Origin of the sequence: Wenjunlia vitaminophila DSM 41686, from assembly GCF_000380165.1 — a bacterium.
Classification (GTDB): Bacteria; Actinomycetota; Actinomycetes; order Streptomycetales; family Streptomycetaceae; genus Wenjunlia; species Wenjunlia vitaminophila.
Genome location: NZ_KB904647.1, coordinates 52054 through 71890, shown reverse-complemented (window position 1 = coordinate 71890; position 19837 = coordinate 52054). Strand labels below are relative to the sequence as shown.

General features: G+C 73.1%; 20 protein-coding genes, 6 tRNA genes and 1 pseudogene. 13 read left to right on the top strand and 14 right to left on the bottom strand.

Translation table 11 applies throughout. From position 1 onward, the window contains the following. Positions 1–12 precede the first annotated feature (12 nt). The gene (cobA, locus tag A3IG_RS0103845; protein WP_026219866.1) at positions 13–1293 is read left to right on the top strand and encodes a uroporphyrinogen-III C-methyltransferase; all 1281 of its coding nucleotides are present in this window, start codon (positions 13–15) and stop codon (positions 1291–1293) included. Continuing rightward, complete coding sequence (locus tag A3IG_RS0103840; protein WP_026219865.1) at positions 1281–2102, top strand: TrmH family RNA methyltransferase; 822 nt, start codon at positions 1281–1283, stop codon at positions 2100–2102. The genes cobA and A3IG_RS0103840 overlap by 13 nt, the downstream gene beginning before the upstream one ends. 19 nt (positions 2103–2121) lie before the next feature. Here A3IG_RS0103840 and A3IG_RS0103835 read toward each other — a convergent pair whose 3' ends face one another. The 5 genes and pseudogenes from A3IG_RS0103835 to A3IG_RS35930 all read right to left on the bottom strand — a co-directional run. Beyond that, the gene (locus A3IG_RS0103835) at positions 2122–2751 is read right to left on the bottom strand and encodes a TetR/AcrR family transcriptional regulator (RefSeq protein ID WP_018382218.1); all 630 of its coding nucleotides are present in this window, start codon (positions 2749–2751) and stop codon (positions 2122–2124) included. Beyond that, positions 2751–3890, bottom strand: coding sequence for an acyl-CoA dehydrogenase family protein (locus A3IG_RS0103830; protein ID WP_018382217.1), 1140 nt, complete (start codon positions 3888–3890; stop codon positions 2751–2753). The genes A3IG_RS0103835 and A3IG_RS0103830 overlap by 1 nt, the downstream gene beginning before the upstream one ends. Next, positions 3887–5089: an acyl-CoA dehydrogenase family protein gene (locus A3IG_RS0103825; RefSeq protein ID WP_018382216.1), complete on the bottom strand. Its 1203-nt coding sequence runs from the start codon at positions 5087–5089 to the stop codon at positions 3887–3889. The genes A3IG_RS0103830 and A3IG_RS0103825 overlap by 4 nt, the downstream gene beginning before the upstream one ends. 19 nt (positions 5090–5108) lie before the next feature. Next, positions 5109–5561: a MaoC family dehydratase gene (locus tag A3IG_RS0103820; protein WP_018382215.1), complete on the bottom strand. Its 453-nt coding sequence runs from the start codon at positions 5559–5561 to the stop codon at positions 5109–5111. Between the two features lie 954 nt (positions 5562–6515). Beyond that, positions 6516–7787: pseudogene (locus tag A3IG_RS35930) on the bottom strand (serine/threonine-protein kinase); the annotation flags it as partial. A gap of 252 nt (positions 7788–8039) precedes the next feature. Between A3IG_RS35930 and A3IG_RS0103810 the strand changes: the two are divergent. From A3IG_RS0103810 to A3IG_RS0103795, 4 genes are all read left to right on the top strand, one after another. Continuing rightward, positions 8040–8288, top strand: coding sequence for a hypothetical protein (locus A3IG_RS0103810; RefSeq protein ID WP_040910772.1), 249 nt, complete (start codon positions 8040–8042; stop codon positions 8286–8288). A 623-nt stretch (positions 8289–8911) separates the two neighbouring features. Further along, on the top strand, positions 8912–9118 hold the full coding sequence (locus A3IG_RS0103805) for a hypothetical protein (protein WP_018382212.1): 207 nt from the start codon (positions 8912–8914) through the stop codon (positions 9116–9118). Between the two features lie 138 nt (positions 9119–9256). Further along, a complete protein-coding gene (locus A3IG_RS0103800; RefSeq protein ID WP_018382211.1) occupies positions 9257–10186 on the top strand; it encodes a phosphotransferase family protein in 930 nt (309 codons plus the stop codon). Positions 10187–10224: 38 nt separating this feature from the next. Then, positions 10225–10497, top strand: a complete 273-nt coding sequence (locus tag A3IG_RS0103795) for a TFIIB-type zinc ribbon-containing protein (protein WP_018382210.1) — start codon at positions 10225–10227, stop codon at positions 10495–10497. A 332-nt stretch (positions 10498–10829) separates the two neighbouring features. Here A3IG_RS0103795 and A3IG_RS0103790 read toward each other — a convergent pair. The 4 genes from A3IG_RS0103790 to A3IG_RS0103775 form a co-directional block, all read right to left on the bottom strand. After that, positions 10830–10901, bottom strand: a tRNA-Val gene (locus tag A3IG_RS0103790). A 42-nt stretch (positions 10902–10943) separates the two neighbouring features. Further along, a tRNA-Val gene (locus A3IG_RS0103785) sits at positions 10944–11018 on the bottom strand. A 54-nt stretch (positions 11019–11072) separates the two neighbouring features. Next, positions 11073–11143: transfer RNA gene (locus A3IG_RS0103780), tRNA-Cys, on the bottom strand. Positions 11144–11167: 24 nt separating this feature from the next. Beyond that, positions 11168–11240 (bottom strand) — tRNA-Gly (locus tag A3IG_RS0103775). A 249-nt stretch (positions 11241–11489) separates the two neighbouring features. On the opposite strand from A3IG_RS0103775, the gene A3IG_RS0103770 reads away from it, so the two are divergent. Next, on the top strand, positions 11490–12311 hold the full coding sequence (locus tag A3IG_RS0103770) for an aminotransferase class IV (RefSeq protein ID WP_018382209.1): 822 nt from the start codon (positions 11490–11492) through the stop codon (positions 12309–12311). A 57-nt stretch (positions 12312–12368) separates the two neighbouring features. Continuing rightward, positions 12369–13208, top strand: a complete 840-nt coding sequence (locus tag A3IG_RS0103765; RefSeq protein WP_018382208.1) for a GNAT family N-acetyltransferase — start codon at positions 12369–12371, stop codon at positions 13206–13208. Between the two features lie 51 nt (positions 13209–13259). On the opposite strand, the gene A3IG_RS0103760 is transcribed toward A3IG_RS0103765, so the two are convergent. After that, positions 13260–13763 carry a DsbA family protein gene (locus A3IG_RS0103760; RefSeq protein ID WP_018382207.1) on the bottom strand — a complete coding sequence of 168 codons (504 nt, stop codon included), beginning with the start codon at positions 13761–13763 and terminating at the stop codon, positions 13260–13262. A gap of 228 nt (positions 13764–13991) precedes the next feature. Between A3IG_RS0103760 and A3IG_RS0103755 the strand changes: the two genes are divergently transcribed. Continuing rightward, positions 13992–14450 (top strand): hypothetical protein, encoded by a 459-nt coding sequence (locus A3IG_RS0103755; RefSeq protein WP_018382206.1) that lies wholly within the window; start codon positions 13992–13994, stop codon positions 14448–14450. Positions 14451–14662: 212 nt separating this feature from the next. Here A3IG_RS0103755 and A3IG_RS0103750 read toward each other — a convergent pair whose 3' ends face one another. Both A3IG_RS0103750 and A3IG_RS0103745 read right to left on the bottom strand, forming a co-directional pair. Continuing rightward, positions 14663–15250, bottom strand: coding sequence for a CGNR zinc finger domain-containing protein (locus A3IG_RS0103750; RefSeq protein ID WP_018382205.1), 588 nt, complete (start codon positions 15248–15250; stop codon positions 14663–14665). A 339-nt stretch (positions 15251–15589) separates the two neighbouring features. Further along, positions 15590–16003 (bottom strand): SsgA family sporulation/cell division regulator, encoded by a 414-nt coding sequence (locus tag A3IG_RS0103745; protein WP_018382204.1) that lies wholly within the window; start codon positions 16001–16003, stop codon positions 15590–15592. Between the two features lie 190 nt (positions 16004–16193). Between A3IG_RS0103745 and A3IG_RS28510 the strand changes: the two genes are divergently transcribed. The 3 genes from A3IG_RS28510 to A3IG_RS0103730 all read left to right on the top strand — a co-directional run bounded on the left by A3IG_RS28510 (position 16194) and on the right by A3IG_RS0103730 (position 17121). Then, a complete protein-coding gene (locus A3IG_RS28510; RefSeq protein ID WP_018382203.1) occupies positions 16194–16706 on the top strand; it encodes a TIGR02611 family protein in 513 nt (170 codons plus the stop codon). A 55-nt stretch (positions 16707–16761) separates the two neighbouring features. After that, positions 16762–16833 (top strand) — tRNA-Val (locus A3IG_RS0103735). A gap of 216 nt (positions 16834–17049) precedes the next feature. Next, positions 17050–17121, top strand: a tRNA-Val gene (locus A3IG_RS0103730). An 85-nt stretch (positions 17122–17206) separates the two neighbouring features. On the opposite strand, the gene A3IG_RS0103725 is transcribed toward A3IG_RS0103730, so the two are convergent. Next, complete coding sequence (locus A3IG_RS0103725; RefSeq protein ID WP_018382202.1) at positions 17207–18364, bottom strand: DUF3179 domain-containing (seleno)protein; 1158 nt, start codon at positions 18362–18364, stop codon at positions 17207–17209. Continuing rightward, a complete protein-coding gene (locus A3IG_RS0103720; RefSeq protein WP_026219864.1) occupies positions 18361–18906 on the bottom strand; it encodes a MarR family winged helix-turn-helix transcriptional regulator in 546 nt (181 codons plus the stop codon). The genes A3IG_RS0103725 and A3IG_RS0103720 overlap by 4 nt, the downstream gene beginning before the upstream one ends. Positions 18907–19252: 346 nt before the next feature. Between A3IG_RS0103720 and A3IG_RS0103715 the strand changes: the two genes are divergently transcribed. Further along, a complete protein-coding gene (locus A3IG_RS0103715) occupies positions 19253–19819 on the top strand; it encodes a DUF4365 domain-containing protein (RefSeq protein WP_018382200.1) in 567 nt (188 codons plus the stop codon). Positions 19820–19837: the final 18 nt, after the last annotated feature.

The following is a 19837-nucleotide window of genomic DNA, read 5'->3' as shown; positions in this document are numbered from 1 at the left end:
CGAGGAGCCGTCATGTCAGAAAGCACGGCGGGTTCGCCCGCCGAAGCCCCGGCGTACCCCGTGGGGTTGCGCCTGTCAGGACGCCGGGTGGTGGTGCTCGGCGGGGGACAGGTCGCCCAGCGCAGACTGCCGGGACTGCTCGCGGCCGGGGCGGACGTGCTGCTGGTGTCGCCGTCCGCGACCCCCGCGGTCCAGGCGATGGCCGACGCCGGGGAACTGACCTGGCGGCGCCGTGGCTACCGGCCCGGTGACCTGGCGGACGCCTGGTACGCGCTGATCGCCACCGACGACCCGGGGGCCAACGCCGCCGCGTCCGCGGAGGCCGAACGGAACCGCGTGTGGTGCGTGCGCAGCGACGACGCCTCCGCGGCCACCGCGTGGACCCCGGCCACCGGGCGCAGCGACGGCGTCACCGTGGCGGTGCTCACCGGCCGGGACCCGCGCCGTTCGGCCGCCGTCCGCGACGCCGTGCTCGAGGGCCTGCGCGACGGGACCCTGACCGCCCGTCGCCACCGGACCCGCACGCCGGGCGTGGCCCTGGTCGGGGGCGGCCCCGGGGACCCGGACCTGATCACGGTGCGGGGCCGCCGGCTGCTCGCGGAGGCCGACGTGGTGATCGCCGACCGGCTCGCCCCCCGGGCCGTCCTCGAGGAGTTGGCGCCCGGGGTGGAGGTGATCGACGCAGCCAAGATCCCTTACGGCCGGGCGATGGCGCAGGACGCGATCAACCAGGCGCTGATCGACCACGCCAGGGCCGGCCGCTTCGTGGTGCGTTACAAGGGCGGCGACCCGTTCGTCTTCGGGCGGGGCATGGAGGAGGCGCTGGCCTGCGCCGCGGCCGGGGTGCCGTGCACGGTCGTGCCCGGGGTCTCCAGCGCGGTCAGTGTGCCCGGGGCGGTCGGCGTCCCGGTGACCCACCGGGGCGTAGCCCACGAGTTCACCGTGGTCTCCGGGCACCTCGCCCCCGACGACCCCCGTTCGCTGGTGGACTGGCCGGCGCTCGGCCGGCTCCGCGGCACCCTGGTGCTGCTGATGGCGGTGGAGCGGATCGCCGGCATCGCCGCTGCCCTGATCGCCCACGGCCGGCCGGCCGGCACCCCGGTCGCCGTGGTCCAGGAGGGCACCACCCCGGCCCAGCGCCGGGTGGACGCGACCCTGGCCACGGTGGCCGAGGTGGTCGCCGCCGAGGGCGTCCGGCCGCCCGCCGTGGTGGTCGTGGGCGACGTGGTCGCGGTGGGCCGGCGCGGAGGCCAGGGCGCGGGCACGGCAGGATGGTCCGCGTGGCCGAGCTGACCGAGATCGACGACCCCGACGACCCGCGCCTGGGGGACTACACCGCCCTGACCGACGTGGAACTGCGGCGTCGTCTGGAGCCCGCCGAGGGGCTGTTCATCGCCGAGGGCGAGAAGGTCATCAGGAGGGCCCGGCAGGCCGGTTACCCGATGCGGTCGATGATGCTGACCCCCCGGTGGGTCGAGGTCATGCGCGACGTCATCGACGGGGCGACGGCACCGGTGTACGTCGTCTCCCCGGAACTCGCCGAGCGGGTCACGGGCTACCACGTCCACCGGGGCGCGCTGGCCGCGATGGAGCGCCGGCCGCTGCCGTCCCCCGACGAGTTGATCGCCGGAGCCCGCCGGCTCGCCGTGCTTGAGGGGGTCAACGACCACACCAACCTCGGCGCGGTGTTCCGTGGCGCCGCCGCCCTGGGCATGGACGCGGTCCTGCTCAGCCCGAACTGCGCCGACCCGCTCTACCGGCGGGCGGTGAAGGTGTCGATGGGCGCGGTGTTCTCCGTCCCCTACGCCCGTCTCGCATCCTGGCCCCGGGACCTCCAGGCGGTGCGCGACGCCGGGTTCGCGGTCCTCGCGCTGACCCCGCGGGAGGAGGCCGTCCCGCTGGCCGAGGCCGCCCCCCACCGCCTCGACCGCTGCGCGCTGATGCTCGGGGCCGAGGGGACGGGGCTGACCCCCCGGGCCCTGGCCGCCGCCGACACCTGGGTGCGCATCCCGATGGCCCACGAGGTGGACTCGTTGAACGTGGCCGCCGCGGCAGCCGTCGCCTTCTACGCGGTGTCCCCGGCGGGCGCGCCGGGCGGCTGACCGGGGCCGTCGGGCGGCGCTACCGAGCCGGGCGCACCCCTAGCATCCGCAGCACCAGGTCGGCGTACTCCTGGCCCAGGTCGGCCGGTGTGCGCGGCCCCCGCTCCGAGTACCAGCGGGCCACGTCGATGCCCAGGGACAGCACCGCACGCGCCGCCACCCGCACGTCGGGGACGTCGAACACGCCCGCTTCCACCCCGTCCCGGATCGTGGACCGCACCACCTGCTCGGTCTCCCGACGCAGCCCCTTCACCACCCGGTGCGCCTCCTCGGGAAGCGCCGCCAGCTCGTACTGCGCCACCCGGGCCACGACGTGCTGCTCGGCGTGCCAGGCCACGAACTCCTCGACCAGCGCCCGCATCCGTTCCACCGGGTCGGTGCCGCGTGCCACCGCCTGCCGCACCAGGCTCAGGGTCCACTCGTGCCCGCTGCGGCTGATCTCCGTCAGCAGCGCCGCCTTGGAGGAGAAGTGCACGTACAGGGCGGCCGGGCTCATCCCCGCTCCGGTGGCGATGTGCCGGGTGGTGGTGGCGTGGTACCCGCGACGGGCGAACGACTCCAGGCCGGCGCGCATCAGTCGGCGCGCCGCCTCGGGCTGGACCTGCGGCCACAGTTCGACGGGGTCCGGTGGCGAGGAGGGGGAGGCCATCAGGCGGGCAGGCCCACGAGGCCGGCGAGGGCGGCGCGGTGCCGCCCGGGGGTGCCGAAGGCGACCTCGTCGGCCTTGGCGCGCTTCAGGAACAGGTGCAGCGGGTGTTCCCAGGTCATCCCGATGCCTCCGTGGAGTTGCAGGCACTCCTCCGCCGCGCGCACCGCGACGGGGGCGCAGTACGCCTGGGCCACGGCGACCGCCACGGGAGCGTCGGTGCTGCCCGAGGCGAGGGCGTCGGCGGCCGACCGGGCGGCGGCGCGGGCCGAGACCACCTCCAACCACCGGTCGGCGAGCCGGTGCTTGAGCGCCTGGAACGACCCCACCGGGCGGCCGAACTGGCTCCGTTCGCCCAGGTGGCGCACGGTGGTGTCCAGACACCACTGGGCGATGCCGAGCTGCTCGGAGGCGAGCAGTCCCGCCCCGGTGAGCAGCGCCGTGGCCAGCGCGGGCTCCGCGGCCCCCGGGCCGGCGAGCGGCCGGGCCGCCACCCGGTCGAAGTGGATGTCCACCAGCGGCCTGGTCAGGTCCAACGAGACCGGCAGGTCGGCTCCGAGGCCGCGCGCCCCGGCGTGCACCGCGTACAGCCCCGGCCCCCGGGGGCCGGTCGCCGGCACCACCAGCAGGTCCGCGCACCCGGCGTCCCCCACGCTGGTCACCCGGCCGGTCAGCACCCCGGCGGCGTCCGCCCGCACCCCCTGGGGGAAGGCAGAGCCGGGCGCGGTGGACAACGGCACCGTCAGCACCGCCGTCGCCGCGCCCGAGGCCAGCCGGGCGATCTCGTCGGCCGCCCCCGAGCAGCCGAGCAGCGCGGTGGTGGCCACCACCGCGCTGGTCAGGAAGGGGACCGGGGCGACCGAGGCGCCCAACTCCTCGAGCACCACCGCGGCCTCCCGGGCGGTGGCTCCGTGGCCGCCGTGGGCCGGGGGGACCAGCAGTCCCGCGACGCCCAGGTCCCGGGACAGGGCGCGCCACAGCGCGAGGTCGTGCGGGGTGCGGTCCTCGCAGCGGGCGAGCACCGCGGCCGGTGGGCAACGGTCGGCGAGCAGGTCGTGCACCGAGGACCGCAGGTCCTGCTCGACCTCGGAGTACAGAAGGTCCTGGTCGGTCCGGGGGACGACGGTCCGGGCAGGCGTCATCGGGGCAGGTCCTTCCAGGCGACGTCCTTGTCGGTGCGGGGCTCGGCCGGGAGCCCCAGGACACGTTCGGCGATGATGTTGCGCAGGATCTCCGAGGTGCCGCCCTCGATGGAGTTGCCCTTGGCCCGCAGGTACCGGTAGCCCGGCCCGCGCCCGGTGAAGTCCACGGTCTGCGGGCGGCGCAGCGTCCAGTCGTCGTAGCGCAGGCCCTCCTCGCCCAGCATCTCGACCTCCAGACCGCTGATCTCCTGGGCGAGCCTGGCGAACGCCAGCTTCATCCCCGAGCCCTCCGGCCCCGGTGCCCCGGTGGCGAGCTGCTGGCGCAGCCGTTCGCCGGTCAGTCGGGCCACCTCCGCGTCCACCCACAGACGCAGCAGTCGGTCGTGGAGCGCGGGCGTGCGCAGCTCGGGGCGCCCGCGCCACAGCTCGGCGACGATCCCGATCATGCCTCCCTCACGGGGGAGCGCCTGCCCGCCGATGGCCACCCGCTCGTTCATCAGGGTGGTCCTGGCCACCCGCCAGCCGTCACCGACCTCACCCAGCCGGTGCTCGTCGGGGACGCGGACCTCGTTGAGGAAGACCTCGTTGAACTCCGCCTCCCCGGTGATCTGCCGCAGCGGTCGCACCTCGACGCCCGGGGCGTGCATGTCGCAGACGAAGTAGGTGAGGCCCTGGTGCTTGGGCACCTCCGGGTCGGTGCGGGCCAGCAGGATCGCCCAGCGGGCGGTGTGCGCCGAGGACGTCCACACCTTCTGCCCGGTCACCACCCAGGCGTCCCCGTCCCGGACCGCCCGGGTGCCGAGCGAGGCCAGGTCGGAGCCGGCGCCCGGCTCGCTGAACAACTGGCACCAGACCTCCTCGCCGGTCCACAGCGGGCGCAGGAAGCGGCGGCGCTGCCGCTCGGTGCCGAACCGCAGCAGCGTCGGGGCGGCCATGCCCAGGCCGATGCCGATCCTGCGGGGGTCGTTGTCCGGGGCTCCGGCCGCCTCGAGGGCGGCGTCCACCACGGACTGCAGGGCCCGCGGGGCGTCCAGCCCGCCGAGGCCGCGCGGGTAGTGCACCCAGGCGAGCCCGGCGTCGAAGCGGGCGCGCAGGAAGGTCAGCCGGTCCACCGTGGCCGGGTCGTACTCGGCGAGCAACGCCGAGACCCGACCCCGGAGTTCGTCCGCGTCCACAGCGGTGGCGGCGGTCGTCGTCACCCGTGGCCCCCTCTCGGCGTCAGGGAACGAGCAGGACGACGGTGTCCGCCACGCAGGCGGGCTTGTCCTGCCCCTCGATCTCGACGGTGAACCTGACCACGGCCTGCCAGCCCTGCGCCCCCACGGTCACCTCGACCAGCTCGGCCGAGCCGCGAACCCGGGAGCCGACCGGCACGGGGGAGGGGAAGCGCACCTTGTTGGTGCCGTAGTTGATGCCCATCCGCACCCCGTCCACCCGGTAGATCCCTTGGGCGAGGGCGGGCACGAGCGACAGCGTCAGGTAACCGTGGGCGATGGTGCCGCCGAACGGGCCCGAGGCGGCGCGCTCCGGGTCCACGTGGATCCACTGGTGGTCGCCGGTGGCCTCGGCGAAACGGTCGATCTGCTCCTGGGTGACGGTGTGCCAGTCACTGTGTCCGAGGTGCTCCCCCTTGGCGCGGGCGAACTCGTCCAGTCCGGTGAATGTGCGCATGGCGGTCTCCGGGCTCGTCGGTTGACTGAGCAAGCGCTTAGCAAGCTACTCGCCGGTGGACTCCGGCGCCAGAGGGCCCAGAACGGGTCCACACGGGCGGCGGCGCACCACGGGAACGGCGCACCACGGGAACGGGGCACCACGGGAACGGGGCACCACGGGAACGGGGCACCGCCACCCACCTTCCGGCGGCTGCCGCACAACCGGGGCTCAGGAGCCGGGCACGGCGCGGCGTTCGGCGAACGTGCCGTCCACCAGCGGTACGAACCCGGTGGTCCTGGACGCCGCTCCGTCGGCCCGGTCGTCCGGGCCCCGCCCGTCGCCGGTGGGCCGCTGCTCGCGCAGCACCGCGCCGTTGACGATCCGCCACCGGTAGTCGGCGCCCGGCCTGGCCTCGGCGGTGTGCGCGGCGGTCAGCACCGGCTCCTCCGCCCGGAACGTGTACAGCTCCACCAGGTGCTCCCGCACCGGACCGGCCTCGCGTTCCAGCACCACCAGTTGCGCGGGGCGCCCGCCCTGGCGCACCGAGAGGAGCTGGTCCAGGGTGACCCGGTCGCCGCCGGGCCCGTGCAGCCGGCCGTTGCGCAGGCGCAGGTCCGGGCCGCCGTCAGGGTCGGGATAGCTGCGGTTGAGCCAGTCCACCCGGGGCGTCCGCGCCGAGTCCCGGGTCAGCGTCAGGGGGCGTGCGGCCTTGGACGCCTGCTCCGCACGCGCCGGGGGAGCCACGTTGCCCCGTGGCTGCGACGTGCGTCCGGCGTCCGGCGCCGGGTTCTTGCCCGGGGGCCGCTGGGAGACCGGGGAGCCGCCCCTGGAGGCCCTCCGCTCGGCACCGTCGTCGTGCTTGGGCCCCTGACAGCCCTGGGCCAGCGCGATGCCCACGGCGGCCAGCAGCGTCGCGGTCACGAACACCACCAGGCGCTGCCGCAGCATCGCGGGCCGGGGGCCGGTGGGCCGGGGCTGCCCCGTGCGGCGGCCCGCACCGGTGCGGTGCTGGGACGGCGGAGGGGTGCGCGGCGCGCGGTCGGGCGCGGTGCGGCGGTTGCCGGCGGCGGGTCGCCCCGCGGGGCCCGGGCGACCGCCGGGGCCGCTGCGGGCGCCGGCGGCGTTGCGGCCACCTGACCCACCCCCCGCACCCGGCCGATTGCCCGGGGTGGGGCGGGCGGTGGGACCGGGCCGGTCACCGCCGGAGGCCGGCCGGCCCTGCGTGGACTGACCGCCCTGCCCCGGCCTCGCTCCGGGCAGGTGCTGGCTGCCTGCCGGGGGCCGGTGAGCGGCGGTCGGCCGGGTGGGCGGGGACCCGCCGCGCCGCTCCTCGGTGCGCTGCCGCAGGTACGCGGCTGCCTCCCGACCGCCGGGCCGGGCCGGGCCCCTGGTGCCCGGGGCTCCCCACGCGGGGTCCAGGCCGCGGGCCTCCCGGGCGTGGATCTCGGTGAGCCGCTCGTGCAACGACGCCGTGCTCGGACGCTCCTCGGGGTCCTTGACCAGACAGGCGGCGACCAGCGGGGAGAGTGCGGCGGGGACCCCGCGCAGGTCGGGCTCCTCGTGCACCACGCGGTAGAGCATCACCTCGGAACTGCCGTGTCCGAACGGTGAGTCGGCGGTGGCGGCGTAGGCCAGCGTCGCTCCCAGCGCGAACACGTCGGTCGCCGGTGTCACGGGCGCCCCGCGCACCTGCTCGGGAGCGAGGAACCCCGGCGAGCCCACCGCGGTCCCCACATGGGTGAGGGTGCTGGCCCCGGTGGCCCAGGCGATGCCGAAATCGATGATCCGCGGCCCCTTGGGGGACAGCAGGATGTTGGACGGCTTCAGGTCACGGTGCACCACCCCGGCCTCGTGGACCGCGATCAGACCCTCCGCCAGCGCCGCCCCGATCGCCGCCACCTCGGCGGCGGCCAGCGGCCCCTGGTCGTTGACCTTGTCGTACAACGAGGGGCCCGGCACGTACTGGGTGGCCAGCCACGGCCGGTCCGCGGCGATGTCGGCGGCGACCAGCCGGGCCGTGCAGCCGCCGCGGATGCGGGACGCCGCCGAGACCTCCCGGGCGAACCGGGTACGGAACTCCGGGTCCTCGGCCAACTCCGACCGGATCAGCTTCAGCGCCACCCGCTGCCCCCGCCGGTCCGAGCCGAGATAGACCACGCCCATCCCGCCCGTGCCCAGCCGCCGGTGCAACCGGAAAGAGCCGACGACCCGCGGATCCTCGCGCCGGAGCCGCATCATCGTCATGTCCTTCCCCTGCCTTCGGCGGGAAGGCTTCGCCCCCTGCCCCCGTTGAGGAGGTCGCTTCCGGCCGGTCCGTCTGACGTGGCACAGCTTACGGACTGGTCTGCCGGTGTGCTGATGCGCAACGCGCGTGCGCCGAGCGGGAATGTCAGTGGCGGGTGCGATCCTGAAGGAACAGGGCACACCGGACGGGGACCTCTCCAGGAGCAGGCCGACTCGTGCCCATCGGCCCGTCATTCAAGGGGGTTTGACGGCATGAAGGGTGACCGTGTGGAGATAGTCGTGGACGCGGGGGACACGACGAGGACCTACGAAGTGCTGGCGACGAGGGCAGGGCGCAGGGTGGAGACCGCGGTGCGCCGCGGCGTCGTGGAGGTGAGCGAGGTCACGCGCAGCGGGTCGGTGGTGCGCACGGCGCGGTTCATGCAGAACCGCGTGCTCGCCCTGGTCGAGCAGCCGGTGCCGCGTGACGCCGAGGGGGAGGCTCCCGCGTCGTCGGACTGACCGGGCTCCGGCGGACGGAGGTGGGGGCGCGGCGTCGGCGCACCGGCGCCGCGCCCCGCGGTGAACGGCCGTGCGGGTCGCTTGGCCCCCGGACCGCTCGGGGGCCGGGGGTAGGGCCCGTGGCGTACCGTCACCCGTCCGCACCCGTCCGCACCCGTCCGCGGGGGAGCACCGCGTTCCCCGCTCGCCAGCGGAGCCGTACAGCCCCCGCTGGGTTCAAATAACAGGCCCGAAGGCCGATGCGCCGACTCCCCGATGAGGTGACCGCTCCGACACCGCGGGTTCCCCGAACGAGGGAGGCCCCCGTGCGCCGCCGCCGCGGCACCACCGGCAGCCCCGCCCGCGCCCGGTCGTGCGGTCCCCTCCGGGAGATCCCTGTGCGGATCACCACCACCTCCACCCAGGGGAGTACGCCATGGGTCGAACGCTCATCCTCGGGGATGCCCGCGAAGCGGTACGACGGCATGACGATCAACGGCTCAGCCGTGCCTAGCCTTGTGGTCAGGCGGTGGGCGGCGCTCTCATCCCCCGAGGTCCCCCGCCCGCCGCCGGACGCACCTGACGACGACCGACCCGCGGCACCGTGCCGCGGTGGGCGGCGGGAACCGAGGAGACCAGCGGCGATGACGATGGGCAAGTCCGGCAGGGCGGGGCGCGGCAGCCGTCCCCACAGCGCCGGGACGTTCGGTGTCACCGCCTCCGGTACCCGGCACCCCCTGGTGGCCGCGGCCATGGTGGTGCCGCTCGCCGCCCTGCTCGCCGTGGTCTTCGGAGGATGGGACCAGGTGGTCATGCAGGCGTCGTCCGTGGCCGGGACGATGGGGCGCTGACGAGGCGCCCCCGAAGCCCGGTTCACGGACCGGGCGGGAAGGAACCGGCAGCCCCGTGGGGACGGGGGTGCGACGGACGGCAGGCAACCCGGCACCTTGGGGGAGGTGTCGGGTTGTCGGGCGTGGTCTACTGGCGCGATGAACGGGCTGGTGGGCGAACTCGCACGGATGCTGGGCGGCGAGCCGGTCGTGCTGGCCCAGCGCGACGACTCCGTGGTGGTCCGGGTCGGGGACCTGGTCGCCAAGGCCCACGCCGCCGACACCGACCAGGCAGGGCTCGACGCCCGCCTGGCGGTGGCCTCGACACTGCCAGGCGTGCTGCTCCCACCGGTGCGGCAGCGACGGCCCGGATGGGTGCGGGGCCGCCGGGTCACCCTGTGGCCGTACGGCGAGCCGGTCGGTTCCGGGGACCCGGAGGCCGCGCCCTGGGCGGAGGCCGGTCGGCTGCTGGCCCGGCTCCACTCGGTGCCGTTGGACTCGTTGCCGGGGACGCCGCCCCCCATGCGCGGGCCGGCCAAGGTGGCGCGGGCACTGCAGCGGTTGGGCGCGGTGGCCCAGGACACCTCCTCCGCCGTGGTGCGCCGGGCCGCGGCCGGACTGCCGGGCTGGGCACGTGGCCAGGGGACGCCACCCGATCGGGACGTGTTGGTGCACGGCGACCTCCACCTGGGGCAGTTGGTCCGGGTGCCCCCCGGACAGTGGCGGCTGATCGACGTGGACGACCTGGGCGTGGGCGACCCGGCCTGGGACCTGGCCCGCCCCGCCGCCTGGTACGCAACCGGGTTGCTGGCCCCGGAACTGTGGGTCCGGCTGCTCACCGCCTACCAGGACACCGGCGGTCCCGCGGTGCCGCCGCGCGGGGAGGACCCCTGGCCGGTACTGGACGTGCCGGCCCGGGCACTGACCGTGCAGTCCGCGGCGCTCTCCGTGGTCCGGGCCCGGCGGGAGGGCCGGCCCCTGGACGAGGTGGACCAGGCGCTGGTCGCAGCCTGTGAACGGATCGCCGGACTCACCTCCGGAGCCCCGACACGGCACGCGCGTAAGGTGAGGACACCGCCGTCCGGGTGAACCGGCCGGCGCATGTTGGCGTGAGGAGCTGATACAGCATGCAGTGCCCCAAGTGTCACGGGTTGATGCAGACGTACAACCGCAGCGGTGTGCAGATCGAGCAGTGCGGCGGGTGCCGGGGGATCTTCCTGGACTACGGCGAGTTGGAGGCGCTGACCCAGTTGGAGTCGCAGTGGGTCCAGCAGCCTCCGCCGCCGGCCGCCCCACCCGCGTACCCGGCCGCGCCGGCCGCCCCCGCCTGGGGTGCGGTGCACAGCGGCCACCGGGGTCACCACCACCGGAGCTTCGGCAGGATGCTCTTCTCCTCCTGATCGAGTCCTGGGGACCTCCTGGCGGGGCCCGAAGCCCGAACGGCCCGAAGCCCGCCGGGACCCCGGGCGCTCGGCGAGCGACCACATCGGCCGGCGCGGCCCCGCACGGGTCTGCGCCGGCTGGTCTGCGGGGCTGGGGCTGAGGGGCCGCGGGGCTGGGGCTGAAGGGCTGGCGCTGCGGCGGGGGACCCGGCCGGGGGACGCCGTGGCGCGTACGGAGCCTGCCGGCGAAGTCGAACGCGCCGTGGGCACGTCCATGGACAGCAGAAAGCCGCGGGTACGGTTTCCGTACCCGCGGCTCAACACCGTACGCGCAGAGCGCGAACTCCGGGTGGACGATACTGGGATCGAACCAGTGACCCCTACCGTGTCAAGGTAGTGCTCTCCCGCTGAGCTAATCGTCCGTGCTGGTCAGCCATGCTCGCCGGCCGTGACCGGACAGGACATGGTGGGCGATACTGGGATTGAACCAGTGACCTCTACCGTGTCAAGGTAGCGCTCTCCCACTGAGCTAATCGCCCCCACAGAACCGATCGCCCGAGCGAACACACCGCCGGACACGATCAGATCCGCAGAGGTGGAGACGGGATTTGAACCCGTGTAGACGGCTTTGCAGGCCGTTGCCTCGCCTCTCGGCCACTCCACCGAGGGGGGTCCTCGACCCCCATCGAGCGGACGACGGGATTCGAACCCGCGACCCTCACCTTGGCAAGGTGATGCTCTACCAACTGAGCCACGTCCGCGTGTGCCACTGTCCGGGCGTTTGTGCGTGTGCCCTGGTGACGTGTTGAACTCTAGCGGATTCCCCGGCCAGCTCAAATTCTGTTTTCCCAGGACGCCGCCGGGGCAGCCGGCCGCGGGGGACGGCCGGAACGGACGCGCGCCGTTCCGGCGGTGCCCGGCGCCCCGGCGGCACAAAGGCTGGGGCCCCGGCGGGCACAGAGGTAACGTCATCGCGGACAACGCGTCGAGGACACGGCGAGGAGCAGTCGATGAGGGTCTGGGTGGACGGTGCCCTGAGGGACACCGAAAGCGCCGTGGTGTCCGTCTTCGACCACGGGCTGACCGTCGGGGACGGCGTCTTCGAGACGATGAAGATCGTGCAGGCGCGGGCGTTCGCGCTCACCCGGCACCTGCGCAGACTGGCCAGGTCCGCCCGGGGGCTCGGCCTGCCGGAACCGGACCTGGACGAGGTGCGCCACGCCTGCGCCGAGGTGCTCGGGGCCGAGCCCGTCGCCCACGGCAGGTTGCGGGTGACGTACACCGGTGGGCCGGGGCCGTTGGGCTCGGCGCGCGGGACCGCCGCGCCCACCCTGGTGGTGTCCGGCGGGCCGGTCGGCCGCAGACCGGACAGCACCGCGGCGATCACCGTGCCCTGGCCGCGCAACGAGCGCGGCGCGTTGGCCGGCCTGAAGTCCACCTCATACGCGGAGAACGCGGTCGCCCTGGCCCGGGCCCAGCAGCGCGGAGCCTCCGAGGCCCTGTTCGGCAACACCGTGGGCCGGCTGTGCGAGGGCACGGGCACCAACGTGTTCGTGGTGGTGGGAGGGCGTCTGCTGACCCCGCCGCTGGACGCCGGCTGCCTCGCCGGGATCACCCGGGAGTTGGTGCTCGAGTGGACCGACGCCCAGGAGGCGGACCTCCCACTGGAGGTGCTGGCCGAGGCGGAGGAGATCATGCTGACGTCCTCGCTGCGCGATGTGCAGGCCGTGCACCGGGTGGACGACAGGGAACTGGCGGGGGCCCCGGGGCCGGTGACGGCGAAGACCATCGCCGTGTTCGACGAGCGGAGCCGGTCCGAGCTCGATCCCTGAGCGGCCGCCCGAGGGGGGCGGGGCGCGGACCGGACCGATGAGAAGGGGGAGGGCCCGATGACGACCACACTGCGGCCGTGCGAGGCGGAGCGGCGTGCGGCGGACGGGTCGCGTGGCAGGCGCTACGCGATCGTCGTGAACGGCCGGCCGGTCGGCGAGATCGAGGTGGAGGCCAGGGAGCGGTTCGGCCGGCTGGTGGGTCGGCTGGGCGGGCTCCGCGTGGACGAGGGGGACCGGCGGCGGGGGAGGGGCACCGTGGCGTTGCTCGCCGCCGAGGAGGTGCTGCGCCACTGGGGCTGCGGGCGGGTGGAGGTGTCGGTGGCCCCGTCCGAGGCGGCCGGCCTGTCGCTGGCCCGGGCGTTGGGCTACTCGGAGCGGAGCCGGACGATGGCGTTGTCCCTCCGGGACCGCCCGGTTCCCGTGCTGCCGCCGGGCTGTTCCGCGGACCCGCTGACCGACGCGGAGTTCGCCGCCTGGAACGACGACCAGCGCCGGGGGTACGTCGAGGTGTTGGTGGCGATGGGCCTGGATGCGGAGCAGGCGGAGAGCAAGGCGCGGGACGACCAGCGCAGGTTCCTGCCCGAGGGCGTGCGCACCCCGGGTGCCGTGCTGCGGGTGCTGCGCAGCGCGGGGGTGCGGGTCGGCGTGCTCTGGCTGGGGCTGGCTGGGCCCGACCGGACCGACCAGGCCTGGGTCTACGACGTCGAGGTGGAGCCGGAGCACCGGGGTCGCGGCCACGGGCGCACCCTGATGCGGCTGGCCGAGGCCGAGTGCCACCGGGCCGGGGTCGCGGAGCTCGGGTTGAACGTCTTCGCCGACAACGAACCCGCCGCCCGCCTCTACCGGTCCCTGGGGTTCCAGGTCACCCACCACCACCTGGCGAAGCCGCTGTCCTGAGTCCGTCCTGGTCCCCTGGGTGCCCCCGGGCCCGGGTCAGCTTCCGGGGGGTCAGGCGAGCAGCCGGTCGATGGCGTCCTCGACCTTCTCCCGCAGGCCCCGCTGGCTCTTGCCGCCGTCGAACCGGGTGCCGCCCACCACGTACGTGGGTGTGCCGGTGACGCCGATGGCCCGGCCCTCGGCGAGGTCGGCGTCGACGATGAGGAAGTGCCGCCCGTCGATCAGCGCGGTATCGACCTCGTTGGCGTCGAGGCCGAGTTCCCGGGCGACCTGCACCAGCGCGGTCTCACCCTGGTCGGTCAGCTCCTGGACGCGGCCGAGTACCGCTTCGACGTAGGGCCAGCCCTTGCCCTGGGCGAAGGCTTCCTCGGCGGCCTGCGCGGCGGCGGTGGCGTGCTTGTGCTTGTCGAGCGGGAAGTGCCGCAACTCGATGACGAGGGAGTCGCCGTAACGGGCGCGCAGGGCCCTGATGTCCTCCAGGGCCGTGCCGCAGTCGGGGCATTGCAGGTCGCACCAGACGTCCAGCGTGGCGCGGCGGGGCGGGGCATCACTCATGCCGTGCAGTGTGGCATCCCCCGCCCGGGAACCCCGAGTGACCCCTGCGGTCGGCCGACGGCGCGGATCGGGCCCAGGGAGGAGCCCGTCCCTGAGATTTCCCCGGGAACCGGTCTGATCCTGGCATCGCACCCGCTCGCCGAGGCACGATGGGAGGACGGGGCGCAGCGGCAGGGCCCCGGCGCGCTGTCGGAACGGCGAGCGCGACGACGAGACGAGGGGGACACCGTGCTGACGGCGACTGTCTGCATCGCGCTGTCCGGGGCCGGCCTGGCCATAGCCTTCCTGCACGCGTACCGCCGCAGGTTCCTGCGGGCGGTCCGACTGACGGCGTGGTCCCTGCTACCCGTCGGGCTCTACATGAGCGGCGTGCTGCCGCTCGGGCAGGACGTGGGCGAGGCGGTCGGGGACTGGGCGGTGGACCTGGTCTTCGACTCCACGGTGTGGGTGGGCATGGCGGTGCTCGCGGTGTCCGCGGTGCTGTTCGTGGTGGCCCGGGTCGCGGGGGACCGGCGTGGGGACACCCCGCCGGCGGCGGAGCGTGGAGCCGCTCCGGTGGGTGCGGGGACGACCCCGGCGGCGGGCCTGCGGCCGGGCGGCGGCGGGAAGCCCAAGAAGTCTTCCCGTGATGATGGATTGTCGGATTTCCGGGAAATCGAGGAAATTCTTCGGCGCCGGGGAATCTGAGGCATCTCGGTCGGCCCGCACCCGAAATCCATAACGGACGATCTCGGTATTCCTCTCGACGGGCGTCGAAGTGACCGGGAAGCCGCTCCCGGTCCGCGCTATTCACTGACGCGTATTCACCTGATGAGGTGTCGCATATTGCCGCTCCAGGGGTCGGGGGCCGGAATGTCCCGTTCTCCGGGCCCCTGGAGCGGGGAGCCCGCTGGGGGCGGTCAGTCGGCTGGTTGCGCGGGGGGCGGCACGGCCGCTTCCCGGCGTCGTGCCCGGTAGGCCGCGACGTGTAGCCGGTTGCCGCAGGTGCGGCTGTCGCAGTACCGGCGGGAGCGGTTGCGGGACAGGTCCACGAAGGCCCTGCGGCAGTCCGGGGCGTCACAGTGCCGCAGTCGCTCGCGCTCGCCCGCGACGATCAGGAAGGCCAGCGCCATGCCGCCGTCGGCCGCGAGGTGGTCGGCCACCGTCGCCCCCGGCGAGAAGTAGTGCATGTGCCAGTTGTACTCGTCGTGGTTGGTGAGCCGGGGGGTGGTCCCCGCGTCGGCGACCATGGCGTTGATCAGCTCGGCCGCCGTGCTGTCGGTGGGGGCCCGGAAGACGGCGGCGAACCGCTCCCGGGCCCGGCGCACCGCGGCGAGGTCCCGCTCCCTGAGCTCGCCCACCTCCACTTCGCTTATCCGCTGACGCTGGACGAAGTCGCGCAGCGTGGCGATGTCGGGCAGTCCCTCTTCCCCGTTGCACTCCGGTGCGGTACCGAGCAGCTCGACCACGCAGTCGAGCGCGCACCGGGTGTCATGGGTGATCAGCACTGATGAGCTCCCTGACCGGTCTGGTGGCGGTGGAGGGGCATGCGCCCTGCCCGGTGACTGTAGCGTGCACGGCGACCGCGCTCCGTATGCGGCCGGGTCGCGGCGTGGCTGAAGCCCTTACGGGCGCCCCCGGGGCCGGGGTGCCGGCGAGCGGGTGTGGGGTGTGCCGGAGGCGGCAGGCTCCGCCCGGCACGCGTGCGGCGCCGTTGCCCGCGTCCGGGAACGGGACGCGGGCAACGGCGCCGGCAAGGCTCGCTTCCAGCGGTGTCGTGAGCGGCGGCTGCTGTGGGTGCACTCGGGCCCGGACCGTACCCCCGAGTCGGACGGCCGGGCGGGGTCTCAGCTCTCGGCGAGGATGTGCGAGAGCTCGGTATCGAGATCGAAGTGACGGTGCTCGGTGCCTGGTGGAACCGCCGCATCGGTGCGCTTCAGGAAGGACTCCAGGGCGCGGGCGGGTGCCTCGAGCAGGGCTTCGCCCTCGGGCGAGCTCAGGGCGATGCATACGACGCCCTGGCCGTGGCTCCGGGACGGCCAGACGCGGACGTCGCCGGTGCCGGTGGGCCGGTGCAGGCCCTCGGCCAGGAGATCGCGGGCGAAGACCCAGTCGACGGTCTCGTCCGCACCGGTGTGGAAGGTGGCGTGCACGGCATAGGGGTCGGCCGTGTCGTACCGCAGGCCCGCGGGAACGGGCAGTGAGGATTCGCTCGACACAACGAGGCGCAGGTGCAGCTCGCAGCTGACCGTGGTGTTCATAAGCGCCATGGCCTTTCGCTCAGTGTGCGCTCGGGGAATCGCACGTCGGCGGAATCGACATGCCACCTCCAGGGCCGTTGTAAACCCCTCTGCCTGGATTGCTAACCTTCGGGTACCTCGTCCGGCTTAGTGTATTTGTTGGGACAACCGCCGTTCCGGTGAAAGGCAAAGCTCCTGTAACTTTGAAACCATGACGACGGGGAGCGACGGGCTGCACGGGAAGCCCGAGGATGACTCTGAGGGGGCCTCGCCGGACACGGGGGCCGAGGGTCGGGTGTACAAGGACAGCGGCGTCCAGGTCGCCGCTCAGGTTGCCGAGGACAAGGTGGCGGGAGCGGACGGCAAGCCGGAGTTCGGCTCCCGGGCGCCGATGTTCGTCAAGAGGTACCGGCCCCTCCACCTCACCTGGCAGATCGGCGTCTTCCTGGTCGGTGTCGCGATCATCGTCGCCGGCATCGCCATGCTGGTGCTCCCCGGGCCGGGCTGGGTGGCGATCTTCCTGGGGCTCGCGGTGCTCGGCACCGAGTTCGTCTGGGCGCAGCGGGTGCTGCGCTGGTCCAAGCAGCAGGCTGCCAGGGCGGCCAGTCGGGCGATGGACCCGCGGACCCGCCGCAGGAACCTGGTCTTCCTGATCGTGGGCCTGCTGCTCGCCGGCGGTGGGGTGGCGATCTACCTGTCGCAGTACGGCCCGCACCTGCCCTGACCTCTGCGACGGTGCTGAGCACCCGTACGGGTGCGGTAGTGTTTTCCCCGCACCCGGGCGATTAGCTCAGCGGGAGAGCGCTTCGTTCACACCGAAGAGGTCACTGGTTCGATCCCAGTATCGCCCACCGGGATGAGGGCGGCGGTCCGCACGTGATGTGTGGACCGCCGTCCTCGTTGTTGTGCGCGGTCGCGGGGCGGTGCTCTCCTCGGGTGGCCGGTGTTCCCGCGGGTGCTTCGACCGGGGGTCGTGCCGGGCCGATGACCCGGCGGACGCCTGGGAGCCGTACTGGGTAAGGCGTTTGGACCGGGCGCTGCCCGGCCTGTATTATTCAGCGTGTCAAGGGCGATTAGCTCAGCGGGAGAGCGCTTCGTTCACACCGAAGAGGTCACTGGTTCGATCCCAGTATCGCCCACGCTGTCGCAGGGCCCCTACCGATGGACATCGGTAGGGGCCCTGTTCGTGTTCGCGTCGTGCACCCCCAGGGGGAGGGTGTCCGGTCAGAACCGGATGAGCTTGGTGTCGGGGTGGTAGAGCTTCCAGGAGAACCAGTACTCGTCGGACAGGGCGACGGGGGTGAGGTTCGACTGGAGTTCACCGCGGATGCGGTGGCCCCGCAGGTCCCACACGGTGCCGGTGGCCCGGTCGCTGAGCTGGAGGTCCTCGGTGATCGCCAGTTTCACCTCGTGGCCGTCCACCTCACCCTGGAAGGCGTTGATGGTGCTGTTGACCGCCACCATGTAGAAGCCGTCCTCGTTCTTCACCACGCGCTGCTGGAGCAGTTCGTTCCGGAGGTACGACCAGGGGCGCATGGTGGGCTCCAGAACGCCCACGACACGGGTGCGCGGGGGGAAGGTGTTGTCGCGGCGGTTCTTCGGCAGGCCCAGGGTGTGGTTGCTGGACATGAGCCGCTCGTAGCTGCCGGGGACCGCGAAGTCCATCCCCTTGACGTCCCGCTCGGTCACCTTCGCGACCTGGGGCATGGGGTCGAGGCGCCTGACGTCGGTCCAGGACAGGACCTGGAAGTGGATCAACTTCAGGGTGTGCGGGTGGAGCTTGCCGATGATCGACTTGAACGTGGCCTGCTGGAAGAACGTCTTGGTGCGGCGGTCCGCGACGATCATGTTGGTGTCCTTGAACGAGCCGACGAGCAGGGGCCCGATGTCGGTCACGTCGAAGGGCATGATGCTTCGGCAGTGGGCGCAGTAGGTCAGCGAGACGATCTTGTCGCCGAAGCGGTCGTTGACGATGTGGTGGTGGATGACGTAGTCCAGCGGGTACGCCTTGGTCACCCCGCCGTACTCGATCACCGCGAGCTGCATCTCGCCGCGCAGCGGCAGGCTCAGCGGGTCCTCCGCCATCTCCGGGTAGTCAACGGCCGGGAACTGCACGTCCTGGTGGAACCAGTACGTGAGCCACGTCGCCAACACCAACAGGGACAGCGGAGCGATCATCGAGAGCGGGAACCCGTCATCGACGGTTTCCCACACGGCGATTCCGACGCCTGCGGCCAGGAGCGTCCAGGCCGCGGGCTTGCGGATGAAGTAGTGGTAGTAGAGCCAGGACACCGGAAACGCTGGTACCAGCGCGAGGTAGAACGCGGCTGTGCCGATGGTGAGGGCCACCACCGCTAATGAATACATCAGCACGAGCATCATGGTGCTTTCTCCTCGAGTAGGAAGTCGCCGAAACGGTTGATGAGACCCATGGCTTGGCGAAGGGTCTCCCGTTCGGCAGGGCTGAACCTGCCCACCGCCGCGGCCAGTCGGCGGAAGTGGTCGGGCACGGTCTCCTCGATCAGCCGCTGTCCCTCTTCGGTGAGGGCCACCGGCTGGTTCCGCCGGTTGGTGGGATCCGCGCATCTGCGCGCCAGCCCGGCGTTGACCAGCCCGTCGACGATCCCCGTCACGGTCGGCCGGCTCACCGCGATGCGTTCGGCGAGCGCGGAGGGGGTGCGCTGACCTCCGGGGGCGGACCCCAGAGCGAGGAGCACCGCGAACCGTCCTGGAGAAAGGCCGTATCGGTGCAGGTGATCCTCGACCGTGCGGACGAGTTGCCCTGATCCGGCAAAGAGCAGTGCGCCCAACTCGGCGTCGTTCACGTTGAGGTCGGGCGTCGACTGGAAGATCCAGTCGAGGGTTTCCCTGCGGTTTGCCTCGTTCGGGTTTGGGTGCGGCGGAGAGCGGCGGGAGCGAGGCATGATCGGCTCCTGTCGATTAGGTCCCTATCCATTAGGCACCTATCGGTTAGGTTCCTAACTATAGGCGTAGCGCATGGCGGCCGAAAGGGGTCGTGCACCGGAATCCACCCGCACGGGTGACCCCGGTCGTGGACACCCGGCCCGTCGGAGATCGCCCCGCCTCACTCACCCGCCATGGTGACTCTCCGTCATCGATTCTTGGGTGACCGAGCGTTAACAAATCATGTTGTCCCGTAGTCGTTTGAGGTAGTGCGCCTACGGAGAGGAACAGTAGTGACGAACTGTTTGTTCGATCACCCACCCTGACGATTACTCATCGTCACCATGGCAGAAGGAAACCCACTCGATGGCTCTCCAGCAGCCCGCCCCCAGCGGGCTTCTCCCCCGGCGGACCGAGCAGTGCCGGGAGGTACCCGCCCCGCCCCACCGCATGGAGACGCTTCAGACCGCTCACCTGCACGCGGTGGCCGCGGCCGCCGGGTGCACGCTGTCCCGGCCGTACTCGGCCACCGGCACCGACTGGTACCTCAGCCGCGACTCGCTCGGCCCGGCCGTGGAGGACGAGGTGACGATCAGGGTGCGGCTCACGCACGCGCACCAGTTCCCCCTGCCGCCCCGGGGGCCGTCCTTCACCCTCACCCTGGACAACGACGAGCTGGCCGCCCTCGCCCGCACCCCCGTGTCGGTGCCCAGGATCCTGGTCGTGATGATCGCCCCGCTGAGCAGGGGACGTTGGCTGCGCGCCGGCCGTGACCGGCTCGAACTGCGGCACTGCTGCTACTGGGTCAACCTGGCCGGCCACGCGGTCACCGGGCGGCTCAGGACCCAGGTGCGGATATCCACCGCGCGGATCTTCGACGACCGTGCGCTGGCCGAGATCATGGCCCGGGTCGGGGCCGGGGGGCGGCCCTGATGCGGACGCGTGCGGAGG